We start from the raw sequence: 18507 nt of genomic DNA, 5'->3' as shown, positions 1-18507 counted from the left end.
CTGGTTCCTGGTTGGTTTTAAACGTTAATTTAGAGTTATTTTGTTGCCATTTTTGGTGCTTTATCTGGTTTTTGTGTGATTTTTAACACGATTATTGGAGTTTTTACTTGGGTGGTTAGTTCGTCTTTTGCTAATCTGATCTCCACCAGGATGGAAATAAAATTACGGAAGACCTGAAGCTCAAACAGAGAAGGTTAGGCACCTATGAACAAGACACTGATCGCCAGCGCCCTGATGGCAACGCTGAGCATTCCCGCTGCATCTGCAATCGAAATCTACAAAGACGACAAGAATGCCGTCACGATCGGTGGCTTTATTGATGCGCGCGTGATCAACACTCAGGACACCACCGAGCTGGTGAACGGCTATTCGCGTATCAACTTCGGATTCGAGCGTCAGCTCAGCGACGGCTGGAAGGCATTCTCTTTGCTGGAGTGGGGCGTTAACCCGTTCGGAAACAGTGAAATTGTTTATAACAGCAAGTTTGAGTCGGTTCAGGACGAGTTTTTCTATAACCGTCTGGGCTACGTTGGTTTAAGCCACGACACCTGGGGAACCCTGACCCTGGGTAAGCAGTGGGGCGCCTGGTACGATGTGGTTTATGGCACCAACTACGGTTTTGTGTGGGACGGTAACGCTGCCGGCGTTTACACCTACAACAAAGATGACGGCGCAGTAAACGGCGTTGGCCGCGGCGATAAAGTCATTCAGTACCGCAACTCCCATGGTGACTTCAGCTACGCGGTGCAGGCACAGCTGAAAAACAGCAACTTCTTTACCTGTGATGTGGACAACATCAGCCAGGACGCCTGCGAAGCCTTGTGGCAAAGCGGCGATCGCGCTGCCCAGCAAGTTGAGTACAACTATACTTATGGCGCTTCTGTTACTTGGCAGGCCATGGATAAGCTCGCGATTGCCGTTGGTGGTAACCGCGGTGAATTTGACGTGACCTACGGTAACGGCGATAACCTGACCGCTATCGACTTCATCTACGGTATCGGCGTGACCTGGGGTAATTTTGATGCCAATGGTTTTTACGCATCAGCCAACTTCAACCACAACGAAAACCACGATACCGATAACATCGGCCGTCTGATCAAGAGCTCTTACGGCGTAGAGTCACTGTTTTCATACAAGTTCGATAACGGCTGGCGCACCTTTGTGTCTTACAACCTGCTCGACGCCGGCAGCGACTATGTTATTCAGCCGAACTTCAATGCCGACCCCAACGACGTATTCAAACGCCAGTTCGTGGTTGCCGGTGTGCACTACGTGTGGGACAACGACATAGTGATTTACCTTGAAGGCCGTAAGGATTTTAGTGACTTTTCCAGCGCAGACGCCGCTCAGGAAGCGCGTATGGCGCTGTCTGAAGATGACGGCGTTGCCATCGGGGTTCGCTACAGCCTCTAATCGAGCATCTCCCCCCTCATAAAAAAACCGGCCTATGCCGGTTTTTTTGTTTTTGGATGAAGTGATGAGCCAATGGTCAATAAGTCAGCACTAAAGTGCGTATGTTACTAGGCTGCAAGGTGATTTTCATCGTTTAAAACCTACGCCGTTTTCAGAGTCGCTGTTGCGACTCACTTTAAGTGATTGATTTATATTGGTTTGGCTGAGACCGTTGCCAGGTTGGCTCACAACTGATGAATCGGATTTGTTAATGCAAAAGACGTTGCGGCGATATCTTGGTTATTGGAATGGGTTTTCTGTTGAAAAATTGTTTCTGCTGTGTTCTTATTTCTCGGTGAAAGTGTCTGCTGTGTTTCGTTTTGATGTGTGCACAGCGGCCAATAGCCCGAAAGGGCATATTATAAAAATCGAAATCCAGGGAGATAGACGATGCTTAAAAACAGCATGTTGGCAAAATCCGTACGTTTTGCCTTGGTCGCTGGCGCGGCCACCACTGCATTTGCTTTGCCAGCCGTATATGCCGCTGATGAAGCTTCTGCTGACGATAAAGTTGAGCGCATTGAAGTTACCGGTTCACGCATCAAGCGAACTGATTTGGAAGGTGCTTCACCGGTTACAGTTATTTCCGCTGAAGACATGAAGGTAGAAGGGAACTTTACCGTTGCCGACGCACTGCGCAACAGTAACCTTAACTCCTTCGGTTCTTTCTCTGAGCGTTCAGGTAGTTCTGCTCAGTCTCAAGCGACTATCGACCTGCGTGGTGCAGGCTCAAGCCGCACACTAGTTTTGATTGATGGCAAGAGATTCCCTGGCTCCCCAACTTTGGGTGGCGCTTCAGCGAACCTAAATGCTCTGCCGATGGCAGCCGTTGAGCGCATCGAGATTCTGACCGATGGTGCATCTTCCACATATGGTTCTGATGCTATTGCTGGTGTAGTTAACATCATCATGAAAAAGAACTACCAGGGTATTGAGTTCAATGCCGGTGCTGGTTCTCGTGAACGTGACGGTGGACTGACAAGCAAAGAATTCTCTGTGGTCGCCGGCTACCAGATGGATAAAGGTAATATTACTTTTGCCGTCGATCATCAGGATCGTAAAGGTATCTCTGACGGTGATCGGGATTACACTGCCGCTTGGATGAGAGATCTGAACGGAGATGGTGAAATTCAGGCTTACTCCGAGACTAACGGTTGGAGTATCTATGGTGCTACCATCGCGTCACCCGATTTCTCGGAAGCACAGGCATCACCATTGTGTGATGATTTGATTGCGGAATATGGAAACAACGTATTTGCTAAAGTAAAAGCGGATGACGACTGGGGCGCAGGTTCCACTTATTGTATGTATGCTTTCGCAAACGTTGCCTACAACAAAGCATCAGTCGATCGCAATACTGTATACGTTGACTCAAACTATGAGATCTCTGAAGACGTGGAATGGTTTGGTCGAGTAATGTTTACTCAGAACAACTCATTTGGTCGTTATGCTCCTCCAGCTGCTCCATGGCGCAAAATGGCCGCCGATAACCCGCACAACCCTTACGGTGAGGAAACTACAGGTTATTTCCGTTGGGTTGGTATTGGTACTCGTGACGGCAACGTAGACGACTATAACCAAGATTATCTGACTGGTCTGCGTGGTACCATTGGTGCGTGGAATGACGCACAGTGGGAAGTTTATTATCACTTCAATAAAGCCGATAACAAGTCTATCGGTGAGTATTATCTGAGTTTGTCCGGTCTCGCTTACAACGAAAAGAATGGTATCGATTTGGGTTCAGAAGAAGGTATCGCCAACATGAAAGCGACAACCTTGACTCAAGATAGCGCGATTTTCCATCAGTGGAACGCCGGTATTGGATTTGATGCGTTCGAATTGCCTGGTGGTGCTGTTGCCCATTACTTTGGCATGGAGTACTTTGAGCAAGATTACGCGTCTGTGTACGATGCTCAGTCTGAGGCTGGTTTGATCGGTGGTAGCGCAGGTAACTCTGCCGGTGGTGACAGACAGGTTTGGGCTGCATTCTATGAAGCAGCATTGCCAATTGTCGATAGCGTTGAGCTGAACTTGGCAGCTCGTTATGACGATTACAGTGACTTTGGTAATAACGTTGCACCTAAGGCATCTGTTCGTTGGCAGGCCCTAGACAATGTTGTGGTTCGAGCATCCTACTCTGAGGCATTCCGTGCACCTGCATTGGATCAACTGTACGCAGCAACAACGTTTTCTGCTGAAACTGGTGTAGATGAGCCTTATTGTACTAGCAATGCTTCTCCGTGCACTCCAAAGCAGTATGATACTTACATTCGTGCAAACAAAGATCTGGGACCTGAGAGCTCTGATTATTTGAACTTTGGTATTGCCTGGGATATCGTCGAAAATATGGCTGTGAAGGTAGATTATTTTGACCTGAACATTGACGACGTTATTTCTCAGCGTTCAATCACCAATGTCATGAAAGGTATCCATAGCGGTTCTATTAGCCCGAGTGAAACGTTTTATGTAGTTCGTGCTCCAGGCGAAGCAGGTAAACTCGGTAAAGCATTGGAAGTTGGTACTGGATACGGTAACGGCGACAAAATGCAGATCAAGGGTGTAGACGTTGCATTTAACGGCAACTTCGAAACTGGAATCGGTGAATTCGGTTTGAACTGGACAAATAGTTTTGTTCTGGACTACATCGTAGAAGTTGAGGGTGGCTCTGCTGCTGAGGATACGGCAGGTTGGAACGGTCAGCCTGACTTCAAGTCGGTATTTACAACTTCGTACACTGTGGGTGACCACCGTATCGCTTGGAATATGAACTATACATCAGCTACAGAAGATGACAGTTCTGGCGAACTTGAGAAGATGGATTCTTGGTTAATTCACAACTTGAGTTATTCCTACGATATGGGTTCATTTGGCAAAGTTCTGTTAACTGTAAACAACCTGACGGATGAAGACCCTGTTCTGACTTCTGATGGTATTTATGATAACGCAGATCTTTATAACAACTATGGTCGTGAATACCGCGTAAACTACACGCTGAAATTCTAATCAGTGCTCAAAAGAAAAGCCCCCATTTTGGGGGCTTTTTTGTAGCGTCACTTTCCGGTGAAAGGAGTAAATAATGAAAATGTATAGGGCGTTATGAGTTGGAGTTCTTACTGGCAACAAGGCCATATCACTAGCTTCGGTGAGAGTTTACAGAAAACTTACACCGGTGAAATTCGCGAATACTGGATGAAAGCGCTGGCAGATATATCCGTAGGGAGCCATATTCTTGACTTGGCTTCTGGCAACGGCGCCCTCGCAATACTGATACAAGAACTTACTAATGACAAAAGTCTAAGCATAATCGGTGTGGATAAGGCACAGGTCATAACACCTGACGTTGAAGGGGTCAGACTACAATCGGGTATCGAGTTGTGTAGTTTACCATTTGAGTCTGAATCGTTCGATTTCGTTTGCTCTCAATTTGGCTTTGAATACAGTGAATGGAACAAGTCAGGTCCAGATTGTTTGAGGGTGCTGAAGGTAGGTGGCGTGATGAATTTGTTCATGCACTCTACTGACTCATTTGTAGTTAAACGAAATCATGATATCGAGGCTTTGTTGTCAGACGCTATTGTCACTGAGATTTTTGTATTATGCCGCAATCTGGTTGAGCTCATGGGCGATGTCAGTAGCCCGGCCGATATAGCGACGATCAAAGCAAGCTCCGAATGCGAGCGGCTTCGATTGAGTATCTTGGAGAATCTGGACAAACTGAATCGGAAGCTCCCGGCCGCATTTATAGATTCAGAAATCGGTAGATGTGTTCAATACCTTTTTACGACGGCTCTTTGCTGGAACGTGTCAAGGAAGTGTCAATATATAGAAGACTCAAAGAGAATACTTAAACAACAATTGTCTAGGTTGGAGGATCTTTCGTCAGCCGCTTTGACGGAGAGCCAGGTTGATGAAATCATTTCATTGATGGACTCTCAAGGCGCAGTGCTAGTCAGTAAACATAAAGTTAGGGTTCATTCTACCGGTGAGGCGATTGGCTGGGGAGTCTGTTTCCGCAAAAAACGACGCTGAAATGTTAAGCCGGTGCAAAACAGACGCTTAAAAGTAATCCGATTACTTAACTACTCCTACGCAATCAGTAGGCACTGCTTGCGCCTTTAGGCATGTTGACACAGGTCAACATTTTGTGAAATGATGCCAGCGGGTCTATGCCCTTCGGGGCATGGGAATGGGAAGAAAACTCTAACAATCCCAAGAGAAAGACAAACTTATGTGTAGTAAACGGGCGGTTGACCCGTCAAAACGCCTGAGTTGCCCGTAAGTTAAACCTTTATTCACTTCAAATTGGTTGGGAACTATGTCCAAGGTAAGCAATAGAACCAAAATCGCTACTGCACTCGTTGGCGTGTTGGCTCTGGCCGGCAGCAACCTGGTTGCTGCTGAATCTCTGAAAGAGGTTCAGAAAGCCGATGCTCAGATCCATGCTGATGCAGCTGCATCTCAGAAGAAAGTAGACACCTACTTTGATCAGGCTCAGGACATGCTGTTTGAATACGGCTCTGTCGCTGACGAGCGTGAAGCTCTGAAGTCATATAACGACTACCTGGCGACCTTGGTTGCGGATCAGGAAAAGACTATGCAGTCTGTCCGGGACGACATCAATGGTGTAGACAAACTGCGTCAGGGCGTTGTGCCTTTGATGTTCAAAATGGTTGAGTCACTGGAGCAGTTCGTTGCTCTGGATCTGCCATTCAACACCGAAGTTCGTCAAAAACGTATCGAAGATCTGAAGACTCTTCTCGGTACTGCTGAAGTTACCTTGGCTGAAAAATATCGTCTCATTCTGGATGCTTACAGCATCGAGCGTGAGTATGGCACCTTCGTTGCCGTGACTACCGGCAAACTGAACCTGGATGGCAAAGAAGTTCTGGTTGATTTCTTCAACCTGGGCCGTGTTGCCCTTTACGCTCAGAGCCTGGATCAAAAGTCTGGCTGGATGTACAACCCAGAGACCAAAGGTTGGGATGTGCTTGAAGACAAGCACCTGCGTGAGCTGACCAAAGGCATCCGCATTGCCCGTAAACAGGGCGCTCTTGACCTCTTTGCGTTACCAATCCCAGCTGCGGAGGCTGCACAATAATGAAGAAGTTAATTACTACCGCCGTAGTAGCGGCCAGTTTGTCTCTCACCGCTGGTATGGTGAGTGCTGCTGATGCTCCTGCTCCAAAATCTATCGACCAGCTGCTGCAACAGGTGAAAACCGAGCGCGCTGCCGAAGGTAAAGTGAATGCCAAGCGCGAAGCTGAGTTCCAGGCTGAGCGTGGTGATAAGGCTGCTCTGCTGCAGCGCGAAAAAGCCGCTCTGGCTGCTGAGCGTCAGCGTGGTGTTGATCTGAACGCTGCGTTTCTGGCCAACGAAGGCAAAATCGCTCAGCTGGAAGAAGAGCTGAAAACTGCTCAGGGTGACCTGGGTGAAATGTTCGGTGTGGTTAAAGGTGAAGCCGGTGATTTCGCTGGTAAACTGGTAGGTTCTAACATTTCTGCTCAGTATCCAAAGCGTGACGCGTTTATCGCTGACCTGGGTGCCCGTAAGCAGCTGCCAAAAATCGAAGAGCTGGAAAAGTTCTGGCAAGAACAGCTGTTTGAAATGGCTGAGTCTGGCAAAGTGGTTAAGTTTGAAGCCGCTGTTACCGACATCGACGGCAACGTGGTTAACACCACAGTAAGCCGTATCGGTGCGTTCAACCTGACTGCAGATGGCAAATATGTTGTGTACAACTCTGAACTGGGTCTGATCCAGCAGCTGTCAGCTCAACCAGACAGTTATCAGGTTTCGACCGTTGCTAGCTGGGAAAAAGCTACCGGCGGTGCTGAAGCTCTGTACATCGACCCTGCTCGCGGTACTCTGCTGAACATCTTCACTCAGAAAGCTTCATTCCAGGACCGTCTGGAAGCCGGTGGTATCATCGGTTACATCATTATCGCTCTGCTGGCCCTGGGTCTGCTGATCGGTCTTGAGCGTCTGCTGACTCTGTTTGTGATTGGCACCAAAGTTAAGGCTCAGGCCAAGAACGTTGCCAACCCAGGTAACAACGCACTGGGTCGTATCCTGAAAGTGTATCAGGAAAACAAAGACGCCGACGTTGAGACTCTGGAACTGAAACTGGACGAAGCGATTCTGAAAGAAACTCCAGCTATCGAAACCCGTATCTCTATCATCAAAGTATTGGCCGCTATCGCTCCTATGATGGGTCTGCTCGGTACCGTAACCGGTATGATTGCAACCTTCCAGAGCATCCAGCTGTTCGGTACTGGCGATCCAAAACTGATGGCCGGTGGTATCTCTATGGCACTGGTAACTACCGTACAAGGTCTGGTTGCTGCACTGCCACTGATGCTGGTTCACGCTGTTGTAGTAGCTCGTAGCAAGTCCATCGTACAAACTCTTGAAGAGCAAAGCGCTGGTATCATTGCTGAACACGCTGAGAAGAGGGCTAACTAATGATGCTATTCCTGATGGATGTCTGGGATTCCGTCAGGGGCTTCATGGCCACCGGAGGCGACGTCCTCTGGCTTGTAGCGGCAGTGTTGTTTCTCATGTGGGTGTTGATGTTGGAGCGTTTTTGGTACCTCAGTTGGGTAGCACCAAAACAGCACCAGGCTATCATCGCCGCATGGGAAGCCAGGGAGGAAACCACTTCCTGGTATGCACACCGTATCCGTGAAGCTTGGGTATCCCAAGCGAAGCAAGATATGAACGCGCGGATGCTGATGATCAAGACCCTCGTGGCGCTTTGCCCCATGATCGGTCTGCTCGGTACCGTAACAGGTATGATCACAGTGTTCGATGTGATGGCAGTTCAAGGAACCAGTAACGCCCGTATGATGGCAGCTGGTATTTCTCAGGCCACCATGCCAACTATGGCGGGGATGGTTGCTGCGTTGTCCGGGGTGTTTTTCAGCACTCGTTTGGACACCAAAATGAGAATCAGTCTTGAGCGTCTGAAAGACAGTCTGCCACATCATTAAAGAGAGATTTAACATGGCTCGTAAAAAGCATTCCAATGTGGATGAAGAAGCTCAAATCGACATGACACCGATGCTCGACATCGTGTTCATCATGCTGATCTTCTTCATCGTGACAACTTCGTTTGTGAAGCCATCCGGTCTGGACTATAACAAGCCGCCGGCTGCACAAGCGACCAAGAAGCCCTCTGCGAATATCTTCATCGGTATCAGTAAGACCGGCATCATCATGATGGAAAACCGTCAGGTTGATGTGGAGCGTGTGACTGCAAACGTTGAGCGTATGCTGGCAGAAGCGCCGGAAGCCTCTGTGCTGATCCAGGCCGACAAAGAAGCCCAACACGGCCTCGTTGTTAAAGTGCTGGATCAAGTAAAGGCCGCCGGTATCGACAAGATCGCGGTGTCTGCGGGGAACGACTAACATGTTGAGAGCACTGGTATCTATCATTATTGGTGCTTTGGTGACATTTGGTTTGTTTTGGTTCATGGCTGCCCTGGTGGGGGGCGGCGCGCAGCGCGCCGATAACTCCACCGAATCTCCGGTGATTGAGATCACCATGGACAGACAGGATGCCAAGGCGCAGAACAAGCCTCGGGTAGTGCCTAAGCCACCACCACCACCAGAGCAACCGCCGAAGCCGGATACAACTCCGCCTGACACGTCATCAAACATTGATGGTGCACTGACCTTCAACGCTGGTGCGCTTGACGCCGGTGGCCCAAGCACTGGGTTGAAGCTAGGAAGCTTCATGAAAGCCGATGGTGATGCAACACCTATCGTCCGGATTGAGCCTCAGTATCCAATCCAGGCCGCCAGAGATGGCAAAGAAGGCTGGGTACAACTGCGCTTTACCATCAACGAAATTGGTGGTGTAGACGATGTTGAAGTGATTGCGGCTGAGCCAAAGCGTTTGTTTGACAAAGAAGCGATTCGTGCACTGAAGAAGTGGAAGTACAAACCAAAGATTGTTGACGGCCAAGCCCAGAAACAACCAGGTATGACTGTCCAACTCGACTTTAAACTGGATAAAGGAGCTAACTAAGGATGCGACAGTTTAATAAACTCGCCAGCGCCCTGCTGTTGGTTCTTGGCTCTGGCGCCCTGGTTGCGCCAGCCGCCTTCGCCGCCGACGGCAAATGCCCGATGGAGCAGCGCCAGTCAAAAGCAGTAGGCGAAAGCGCAGGTAAGAAAGTGCAGAAAGCGTTTGAGCTATACAGCGCTGGTCAAACCGATCAGGCGATTGCCATGCTGCTCGAAATCAACGCAAAAGGTGGTTTCGATAAGGCCTATGTCGATCGTATGCTCGGTACTCTGTACGCAGAGCGCGGTAAGATGGACGTGGCTATTAAGTACATCAAGCAGGCTGTCGATGCCGACATCCTGGGTGGTACTGACCACGCTCAGGCGCTGCGCCTGTACGCTGACCTCTTGATTTCTCAGGAAAAGTATAAAGAAGCTATTCCTGTGTTCTACAAGTGGATGGAATTCGCCTGTAAGACAGACGATCCAAAAGCCTACCGTGCCATTGCCGTAGCGCACATGCAGCTCAAGCAGTTTGATAAGGCCATTGAAGTTGCTGATAAGGGTCTGACGCATGCCGCAGAGCCGGATCGCAACCTCTATCAGGTTAAACTTAACGCTTACTACGAGAAGAAGCAGTACAAAAAGGCTGCTGATGTTCTTGAGACCATGGTGCCATTGTTCCCCGATCCAAAATTGTGGGTTCAGTTGGCTCAGGTTTACCTGCTGACCGAGGACTATCCTCGTGCCGTGCAGACCTACGATATCGCCTACCGCGGTGGCTTTATCAAGGGTGACGGTCCAAGCATCACTCGTTACGCGCAGCTGTTGTCAAACCAGGACTCACCTTACCGTGCAGCCAAAGTGTTTGAAAAGCACATGAAAGAAGGGCTCCTCGAAGCCAATGCCAAAAACTATGAGCAGCTTGGTGGTTTCTACCAGCGCGCCAAAGAGATGGCAGAAGCAGCAGAGTACTTCGGTAAAGCTGCAGAGATGACCAACGATGGCAAGATGTACCTGAGACAAGGTCGTCTGCTGTCATCGATTGAGAAATACTCTGCTGCTATCCCAGTGCTTGAAAAGGCGTTGAGCTCAGGTATCCCAAGTCCGGGCGAAGCTCAGTTTGAACTGGGTATCGCGCATCTTCAGCTCAAGCAGTATAAAGCCGCTTACCAGCGCTTTAAGCAAGCTGCCAATGACAAGAAGACCGAACGCAGCGCCAAGAGCTACATTTCTTACACTGAAGAAAAGGCTCGCATGCACAAAGTCACACTGTGATTTGGTGTTAGCCTAGCGTAAAAAAGCCATCCTTCGGGATGGCTTTTTCTTTTCTGGGTGTTGTCTTAAGTAACTAACGGGATTGCTAGAATGTGAGCTGGTAACCCGATTATGTTTTTTCGGCGTTCGGTATTTGTTTCTGCTGTTCGGTGCTAGCTGTTCGGTTTTGAATCGCCAAATTCAATGTTTAGCGTCACTGTATCAGCGTTCTTGAGCCAAGGAATACTGCCACTCGGTTTTTCTCTACAAGTGATGTTTATCCTACGCTTACAAAATGTGCTCATGTTGTCCGTTTTATACATGGCAGGCATTGCCGCTCACTCAGCTTTACGCCGTGTAGATGCGAGAGGCAGCAAGCCCGCTTACAAATGGCTAACGGGTTTATTGCAGCCGCTCAATGGCACTGTTCTCTGAAGTGCTGTCCATCAATCGCACCATGGTTTCAGTATTCATAAACAGGGTTTCAGGTTTTCTATCCTTGGTGGGCAGGCAGATGCACGCGGCTATCCTGTAGTCCATCCGTAAGCTCGCATCCTTTCCGTACTTAGCCAAAAACTCGGCGATTTGTGCCTTGATACGTTCAACCACGACCTCAGTGCCTGCATCATCTATATTGAACAGCCCCATGGCGAAACACTCTTGATTGAGTCTTCCCATCATATCGGTTGAGCGCAGCAGCGCCCCTTCAACATCTTTGGTCAGCAGCTCCAGCATTCCGGCTTTTTTGGTGGTTTCCTGCAGGTGAGGGTACAGATACAATAGCGCCAGGCTTTGCTTATCGCGTATATGCCGGTGCCATTCGCGATTGAAGACTTCCATAAAATAGGTGTGGTTGTAGACGCCTGTCTCCGGGTCCCGAAATCCGGAATTACGAAACGAATAAATCATAGGGCAGCTCCTGCAAAATGGCTCTTTTCAGTATAGGAAAGATTGCAGCGTGGTTGACGAAGGGAGATGAAGATAATGCAAAAAGGTATGTTGGCATTGGCAGTTGGCGCAGCTTTGCTGCTGGGTGGCTGCGGTGATAAGGCGGAGCACGCCACCAATGCTGTCGCCGCGGATGTGCAAGCGGGCGTTAAATCAGACGTTAAATCACAGGAACAAGGCTTAAACGAGCAGGCAAAGAGTGCCTACCTTGCCTTGGTGGACAGCTATTTCAAAGATTACCTGAAGCTCGAGCCGCTCTATGCCACCTTTTTTGGTGTGAATGACTATAACGCCGAGTTTGGCGGCGACCTGACTGAGGAATACCTCAAAGCCCGGCACGACTTCAACTCAGGCTATCTTGCCAAGGCCCGCGCCATCGACCGCGCTGTGCTGCCTGCGGATCTGCAACTCTCTTACGATCTCTTCATTTACGATCGCAATATGGCGCTGGTGGATGAAACCTTCCCGGCCCGATTCCTGCCGATGAACCAGTTTTACAGCACTGTTATCACCATGGTGCAGCTTGGCAGCGGCGAATCTGCCCAGCCGTTTGCCACTAAGCAGGATTACCTTAACTGGGAGTCGCGTCTCGACGGTTTTATCGCCTGGCTTGAGCGCGCTGAAACGCGCATGAAAGAGGGGATGGAAAGCAAAGTGGTGCTGCCGCGGGTTCTGGTTGAGCGGATGATCCCGCAGTTCACCGCCCAGCAGGTTGCCGACGTGAAAGAGAGCATTTTCTATGCGCCAATCACCAAATTGCCAGCTGAGCTCAGTGCAGAGGACAAGGCGGAGCTTGAGCAGCGTTATCAGGCGCTGATTGGTGAGCGCTTGTTACCTGCACTTGCCAAAATGGAGAGCTTCCTTAAAACCAGTTACTTGCCAGCGGCGCGGGCCTCAGACGGTTGGTGGGGGCTGCCCAATGGCAAAGCCTGGTATCAGCATCTGGCGAACCTGCACACCACCACCGACAAGTCTGTTGATGAAATCCATGATATTGGCCTTTCTGAGGTTGCCCGCATTCTTGCCGAGATGGATAAAGTGCGCACTCAGGTTGGGTTTGCCGGTGATTTGAAGGCCTTCTTTGCCTCGCTCTCGTCCGAGCCGCAGTATTTCTTCAGCGACAGACAAGGTCTGGTCGATGGCTATATGGCGCTCAAAGACGATATCAACAAGGTATTGCCCAAGTATTTCAATGTGATGCCGAAGGCGGATTATGTGGTTAAGCCGGTTGAGGCGTTCCGTGAGCAGTCGGCCGCCGGGGCATCCTACGAGGCGCCCGCGGTAGATGGCAGTCGTCCCGGGGTGTTTTATATCAACACCTACAACCTTAAGGCTCAGCCAAAGTGGGGCATGACCACACTGTCGCTGCATGAGGCGGCCCCAGGCCATCACTTCCAGATTGCCATCAAACAAGAGCTGACCGGCGTGCCAGAGTTTCAGCGCTTCAGCGGTTATACCGCATTTGAAGAAGGCTGGGCGCTCTATGCCGAGTATCTGGGTATTGAAATGGGGCTCTTAAGCGACCCTTATCAGTACTTTGGCAAGCTCTCAGATGAGATGCTGCGCGCTATGCGTCTGGTGGTCGATACTGGCCTGCACGCCAAAGGCTGGAGCCGTGAGCAGGCGATTCAGTATATGAAGGACAACTCGCCGATGGCAGAGTCTGACATCATTGCCGAGGTTGAGCGCTATATGGCCATCCCAGGGCAGGCGCTGTCGTATAAAGTCGGTCAGCTGAAAATCCTTGAGCTTCGCGCCGACGCTGAAAAGCGTTTGGGTGCCAAGTTTGACCTGCGCGCGTTCCACGATCAGGTGCTGACTTCTGGCTCGCTGCCGATGGCAGTGCTTGAGCAGAAGATTGACCGCTGGGTTAAGGCGCAGCTGCAGTAAAAATCAGTCGCCCCCGGCGTTGTAATTCGTACGTGTGTCCTTATACTGGATTTCCTGCTGTCGTCTGCAGGCCATGTGCGGTTACAAAAATGCCGGGGGACAACCCCGATACCAATAAGGAGCAAGCTATGGTTCGGGCAACAGCCAGACATCTGCTGGTCAGTTCGCGGGAGCACTGCGAGAGCTTAAAATCACAAATCGAGTCCGGAGCCGATTTTGCCGATATCGCGCGGCAACATTCATCCTGTCCATCGGGTTCGCAGGGCGGTGAATTGGGTGCATTTGGCCCCGGGATGATGGTGCGGGAGTTCGATGAGGTGGTGTTTTCGGCGCCGCTGAATGTGGTGCAGGGACCGGTGAAGACGCAGTTTGGCTACCATCTGCTGGAAGTAACCAGCCGCTGCTGATAAAAAACGGCTGCCTTGGCAGCCGTTTTCTTTTATGTACCTTTACTACTGAGCGCGAGAGATTATTACCTCTGCATTTCAGAGTGCGTCCTGCATCTTCCAGCCTCAGCTTACTGTCTCATCTGCCTCACTGTTGTGCTCGGCATTTTCATCGGCAGCGAATCAGGTTAAGTTCTTAAGCCATATGCCTGAGTATTACATGAGCCTGAGTATTACCTGGGCCTGATTAGGTTAGGCAAGAACCACGGGGCGCCCCTGCGCCAGCCCTTCATTCCACCGCCAACAAGGAATAGCGATGCCGATACAGCTTTATACCAACCGACTGCGGCTGCGTCCGCTCATCAGTGCTGACAGGGACAACTTTATTGCCATGCAAACCGACGCCGAGGTCAATCGCTATGTGCGGGTGTGCGAAAGCGTTGCCGAGGTCGAGCGTAAATTTGAAGCACGGCTCAATCCCTGGCGCTATGACAGCGGCGAGTGGCTCACGCTGGTGATTGAAACCCTGGACGGCGAATTTGTCGGTTACACCGGCTTTCATATGGAGTGCGCGCTGTCACGGCGGGCCGAAGTCGGCTACATGTTAAGCCCGGCTATGTCCGGCAAAGGTTTTGCGACTGAAGCGACCCGCGCGGTTATCGATTGGGGCGCTCACAGTTTTAATGTGCACAAGTTTATTGCCTGGTGCAGCGAGTCAAACGCTGGCTCACGAAAAGTGCTGGAGCGGCTCGGCTTTACCCTCGAAGGGGTGCTGAAGTGCCACAGCCTGATTGGTGACGTGTGGCATAACGACTGCGTCTACGGCCTGCTCGCAGATGCTCGCTTAGATGTAAATTAGCGCAGGTTGGCGCGTTTAGGTGTATAATGCGCCGCTTAACAGACAATGGAGTTACAGCCTTGAGCGGTGCAATGACCAGTCTCACCCTGCATGCGGGTGAAGAATATATCGAGCTTTACAAAGTACTCAAAGTGCAGGGCATGACAGGTGATGGCAGTGAAGCCAAACACGCGATTGCCGACGGCAAGGTCCTGGTAAACGGTGAAGTGGAAACCCGCAAACGCAAAAAACTCGTTGCCGGTGATACAGTGACATTCAATGGCGAGTCCGTTGAGATCCTCGCGCCTTAAGGAGAAAGACAATGCAGTTTCCAGATGATGACAACGGCCAGATGCTCAAGGCCATGCAGGACGCCGGTATCGATTTGACCAAATCACTTGATGTCGACTTTTTCCTGGTATTTGAAGATCAGCGTGACGCCGAATCGGCACTCGAAGATATGGCCGGCAAGGATACCGACGGCGAGCTTGAACTTAACTTTAACGAAGAGCTCGAAAAGTGGGAGCTTATCGTCTGCATCAACATGGTGCCTGATTACGAAGCGCTGGTTGCCAAAGAGGTCGAGCTCAACAGCTTCGCCGCTCAGTTTGACGGCCAAAGCGACGGCTGGGGAGTAATGCAGCACCAGGAAGGTGATGACGAGTTCATGGACGATGATGACCATGACCACGATCATCACGAATGCAGCGCCCACTGTAATCACTAAGCCGATAATAACCCGATAAAAACCACCCCTTGCGGTGGTTTTTTATTGCCGTAAACTCAGCAGGCAAATACAAAAGCCAGACACAGGGAGCGGGGATTGGCAAAGCACATCAGTTTCGGAACACCGGTAAATGACGCGGAGCGTTGGGCCTTTGGGCTGCTCGCGGACGAATTACCGGCGGATTATTTTTTGCTGACCAACGTCGAAATACCCACCAAGACGGGGCAGGCGATGGAGGTGGACGCGCTGGTGCTGGGGCAGTGGGGCGTCTATGTGGTCGATGTCAAAGGCTATATCGGCCGATTGGATGCGGGACTGCACGCCTGGCAGCTTGACGGCCGCGATGTGGACAACAGTCTCTCAAAAGCCAACTATGTGGCGCGGGTGCTGGCGGGCAAACTCAAACACAAGGTACCGGTTGGGGTGTATGCGCCCTGGTGTCAGGGCATGGTGTTTGTGACCGGTCGCAAAGGGGAGGAGATTGAGCTGGATAAGTCCGGTGAGAGCCTCAGCATTTATACCCCGGATGAAATCATTGCGGCGCTGACCAAGGAGTGGGGACTCACCGCACCTCATAAACATCCGGTCAGCCGCGCCCAAAAGGAATTGGTACTCGACACTATTGGTCAGGTGGCGCTGGTTGAAAGCCGCAACAATAAAATACAGGATTTCATCAAGTTAAAGTGCCTGTTTTTGCAGGAAGGTTTGGAGGTCTGGCAGGCGGAATACAATCCCGGCGGCTGGACTGCACCCTGGCTTTTGAAAATTCTGCAGCCGATTGAGTTCAGCGACGCAGCCGATGCCGAGCGCCATGAAGAGCGACTTCGGGATGAGTTTCGCCGCCTGCAGGCACTGTCTGGCCTAAGCGCCGTGCCTTACAGCGCGCCGCTCATTCAGGACGGCGAGCAGCTGGTGTTGCCTATTCGAATGCCGCGCGGGCTGCCGCTGCATCTGCTTAAACTGGCGGATTTATCAGTTTATCAATTGCTTGAAGTTCTTCGCCGCTCCATTACCGCCCTTAAGCAAATTCACCGACGTGGCTTTACCGTCGGCGGCTGGGCCGAAAACTGCGTGTTTGTCAGTGACGGCGGCGATGTGGAATTTATCGATATCCGCAGTGACGTGACTGAAGATGAGGATATTCAGGCCTATGCGGCGCGCTTTTCAGCGATTGCCGAGGCGACGGGGCAGCCGAGGGTTTATCAGTGGTTTCGCGCTGCAGCCCGGGGCGGTGCCGGCGATGCCGATGCGCTTCGGGCCGATTTGTCGGCATTGATAGAGCAAGGCGTGTGCGAGGTGGATACTGCTAAGTTTTCCGCAATGCCGGGTGCTGTGATTGACCATCATTATCGGCTGCTTGAGCAAACTGCAAAAGCCGAGCACAGTGAGCTTTGGAAAGCCGCCCACATTCTCGGTAACTATCCGGTGGCGGTGAGCCTTTACCACGGCAGTGATGCGTCCTGGTCGATGTTGTCATCGCTTTATCGCAGTTTAAGCCGCATCAGCCACCCGGCGGTGGAGCAGGTGCTGGCCCTTGGTCAGCTGCCCGGCGGCGAGAGCCTTTACACTGTGCGCCGCTGGCTTGCCGGTGTGTCGCTTGATGCCATCGGCGCCATTGAGCCCGGTCAGCCGCTTAGGTGGTTTGCCAAATTGCTTAGTGCGCTTAACTATCTGCATCAGCTTGATATTTATCATGGTGGGATCTGCCCGCAAAACATCATAGTTGATGGCGACGAGGTCACTTTGGTGAATTTTGGTCTGGGGCTTGATATCGCTGCGTCCCGCTATGCCAGCCAATATGCCGACCCGGCATTCTGGGCCGAAGAAGGGGAGGCCGAGCGGGATATTTACGGTTTGGTGGCAAGCTTTATCGATGTGTTGACGCCGCTGGCGCTGAAAGGCGATATGGGGCCTGAGGGCATGCTGAATGCGCTGCATCAATTCGACCGCGCCTATCTTGGCGATACCCTGTTTGACTGCTGCGAAGCCGTGCTTACCTTTAAGGCGCAGATTGACCCGGCAAGCTGCTATTTGCGCCAGTTTGGTCTTGATGATTGGCTGGACGTCAATTTTCGCTGAGGCTTTGCCTTTTTCCTTAAAACAGCGTTAAATGCCAAAGCCCCGACACCGCGTCCGGGGCTTTCTTTTTTGTCTGATTTGATTAAAACCGGCGTTGCCCGGCGCATGATTTTTAGGATGTTTGATGGACTTTGCCCTGACGTTTGAACTCGCTGCAGTGCTGTTTCTGGTTGCCATGCTGGCGGGCTTTATCGATGCCATTGCCGGCGGCGGTGGCTTACTGACCATTCCGGCGTTGATGTGGGCCGGGTTGTCACCGGCGGCGGCGCTTGCCACCAACAAGCTGCAGGCCTGCGGCGGCAGTTTTTTCGCAAGTCTTTATTTTGTAAGAAAGAAAATGGTCGATCTTGCCAGCCTCAAGCTTGCCATCCTGTGCGCCTTTATCGGCGCGGCGCTGGGCACCATCACAGTGCAATCCATTGACGCTGCACTGCTTGAAACCGTGCTGCCGTTTCTTATCCTCGCCATTGGCGCTTACTTTCTGTTTTCCAAAAAAATCAGTGAAGATGACCGCCACCGGGTGCTGACGCCGACAGTGTTTGCCTTTACCGCAGCGCTAGGGATTGGTTTTTATGATGGCTTTTTTGGCCCGGGCACCGGCAGTTTTCTTGCGCTTGCCTTCGTGAGTCTTGCGGGTTTTGGCCTTGCCAAGGCCACGGCTCACGCCAAGGTGCTGAACTTTGCCACCAATATTTCATCGCTGGTGTTTTTTACCTTGGGCGGCAAAGTGGTGTGGGTGCTTGGCGGCGTGATGCTGATAGGGCAGGCGATTGGCGCCACCCTCGGCTCCAAGCTGGTGATTTCCAAAGGCACCGCCATTATCCGTCCGCTGGTGGTCATGATGTCGGTCGCCATGAGCCTTAAGTTGCTCGGCAGTCAGTTTCAGTGGTGGTGACGCGCTAAGCAGTTGAAGGCTATAGCGTGGC

The 18507-nt window shown here is 51.1% G+C and carries 17 protein-coding genes; 16 read left to right on the top strand and 1 reads right to left on the bottom strand.

Translation table 11 applies throughout. The features are described 5' to 3' along the window. Positions 1-204 precede the first annotated feature (204 nt). From KJI95_RS01345 to KJI95_RS01305, 9 genes are all read left to right on the top strand, one after another. Positions 205-1413: a porin gene (locus tag KJI95_RS01345; RefSeq protein ID WP_214505374.1), complete on the top strand. Its 1209-nt coding sequence runs from the start codon at positions 205-207 to the stop codon at positions 1411-1413. A 429-nt stretch (positions 1414-1842) separates the two neighbouring features. After that, positions 1843-4455 carry a TonB-dependent receptor gene (locus KJI95_RS01340; RefSeq protein ID WP_214505373.1) on the top strand — a complete coding sequence of 871 codons (2613 nt, stop codon included), beginning with the start codon at positions 1843-1845 and terminating at the stop codon, positions 4453-4455. 93 nt (positions 4456-4548) lie between these two features. Continuing rightward, positions 4549-5481 carry a class I SAM-dependent methyltransferase gene (locus KJI95_RS01335; RefSeq protein WP_214505372.1) on the top strand — a complete coding sequence of 311 codons (933 nt, stop codon included), beginning with the start codon at positions 4549-4551 and terminating at the stop codon, positions 5479-5481. Between the two features lie 286 nt (positions 5482-5767). After that, a complete protein-coding gene (locus tag KJI95_RS01330) occupies positions 5768-6550 on the top strand; it encodes a DUF3450 domain-containing protein (RefSeq protein WP_214505371.1) in 783 nt (260 codons plus the stop codon). Continuing rightward, positions 6550-7911, top strand: coding sequence for a MotA/TolQ/ExbB proton channel family protein (locus KJI95_RS01325; protein ID WP_214505370.1), 1362 nt, complete (start codon positions 6550-6552; stop codon positions 7909-7911). The genes KJI95_RS01330 and KJI95_RS01325 overlap by 1 nt, the downstream gene beginning before the upstream one ends. Then, entirely contained in the window at positions 7911-8438 is a 528-nt protein-coding gene (locus KJI95_RS01320) for a MotA/TolQ/ExbB proton channel family protein (RefSeq protein ID WP_214505369.1), read from the top strand. The genes KJI95_RS01325 and KJI95_RS01320 overlap by 1 nt, the downstream gene beginning before the upstream one ends. A gap of 13 nt (positions 8439-8451) precedes the next feature. Then, a complete protein-coding gene (locus KJI95_RS01315) occupies positions 8452-8856 on the top strand; it encodes an ExbD/TolR family protein (RefSeq protein WP_214505368.1) in 405 nt (134 codons plus the stop codon). A gap of 1 nt (position 8857) precedes the next feature. Then, complete coding sequence (locus KJI95_RS01310; RefSeq protein ID WP_214505367.1) at positions 8858-9478, top strand: energy transducer TonB; 621 nt, start codon at positions 8858-8860, stop codon at positions 9476-9478. 2 nt (positions 9479-9480) lie between these two features. After that, on the top strand, positions 9481-10734 hold the full coding sequence (locus tag KJI95_RS01305; protein WP_214505366.1) for a tetratricopeptide repeat protein: 1254 nt from the start codon (positions 9481-9483) through the stop codon (positions 10732-10734). A 381-nt stretch (positions 10735-11115) separates the two neighbouring features. Here KJI95_RS01305 and KJI95_RS01300 read toward each other — a convergent pair whose 3' ends face one another. After that, a complete protein-coding gene (locus KJI95_RS01300; protein ID WP_214505365.1) occupies positions 11116-11622 on the bottom strand; it encodes a GGDEF domain-containing protein in 507 nt (168 codons plus the stop codon). A 75-nt stretch (positions 11623-11697) separates the two neighbouring features. Between KJI95_RS01300 and KJI95_RS01295 the strand changes: the two genes are divergently transcribed. From KJI95_RS01295 to KJI95_RS01265, 7 genes are all read left to right on the top strand, one after another. Further along, positions 11698-13551, top strand: coding sequence for a DUF885 domain-containing protein (locus tag KJI95_RS01295; protein WP_214505364.1), 1854 nt, complete (start codon positions 11698-11700; stop codon positions 13549-13551). Positions 13552-13679: 128 nt separating this feature from the next. Beyond that, positions 13680-13958, top strand: a complete 279-nt coding sequence (locus tag KJI95_RS01290) for a peptidylprolyl isomerase (RefSeq protein ID WP_214505363.1) — start codon at positions 13680-13682, stop codon at positions 13956-13958. Between the two features lie 295 nt (positions 13959-14253). Continuing rightward, the gene (locus KJI95_RS01285) at positions 14254-14796 is read left to right on the top strand and encodes a GNAT family N-acetyltransferase (RefSeq protein ID WP_214505362.1); all 543 of its coding nucleotides are present in this window, start codon (positions 14254-14256) and stop codon (positions 14794-14796) included. A gap of 71 nt (positions 14797-14867) precedes the next feature. Further along, positions 14868-15086 (top strand): RNA-binding S4 domain-containing protein, encoded by a 219-nt coding sequence (locus KJI95_RS01280; RefSeq protein ID WP_214505361.1) that lies wholly within the window; start codon positions 14868-14870, stop codon positions 15084-15086. Positions 15087-15097: 11 nt separating this feature from the next. Beyond that, the gene (locus tag KJI95_RS01275; RefSeq protein ID WP_214505360.1) at positions 15098-15502 is read left to right on the top strand and encodes a ribonuclease E inhibitor RraB; all 405 of its coding nucleotides are present in this window, start codon (positions 15098-15100) and stop codon (positions 15500-15502) included. A gap of 96 nt (positions 15503-15598) precedes the next feature. Beyond that, positions 15599-17581, top strand: coding sequence for an NERD domain-containing protein kinase family protein (locus KJI95_RS01270; RefSeq protein WP_214505359.1), 1983 nt, complete (start codon positions 15599-15601; stop codon positions 17579-17581). Positions 17582-17705: 124 nt separating this feature from the next. Further along, a complete protein-coding gene (locus KJI95_RS01265; protein WP_214505358.1) occupies positions 17706-18476 on the top strand; it encodes a TSUP family transporter in 771 nt (256 codons plus the stop codon). The last annotated feature ends 31 nt before the right edge of the window (positions 18477-18507 follow it).

This window comes from Shewanella jiangmenensis (genome assembly GCF_018596335.1).
In the GTDB taxonomy this organism is placed as follows: Bacteria; Pseudomonadota; Gammaproteobacteria; order Enterobacterales; family Shewanellaceae; genus Shewanella; species Shewanella jiangmenensis.
This window is presented reverse-complemented; position numbering and strand designations above follow the sequence as displayed.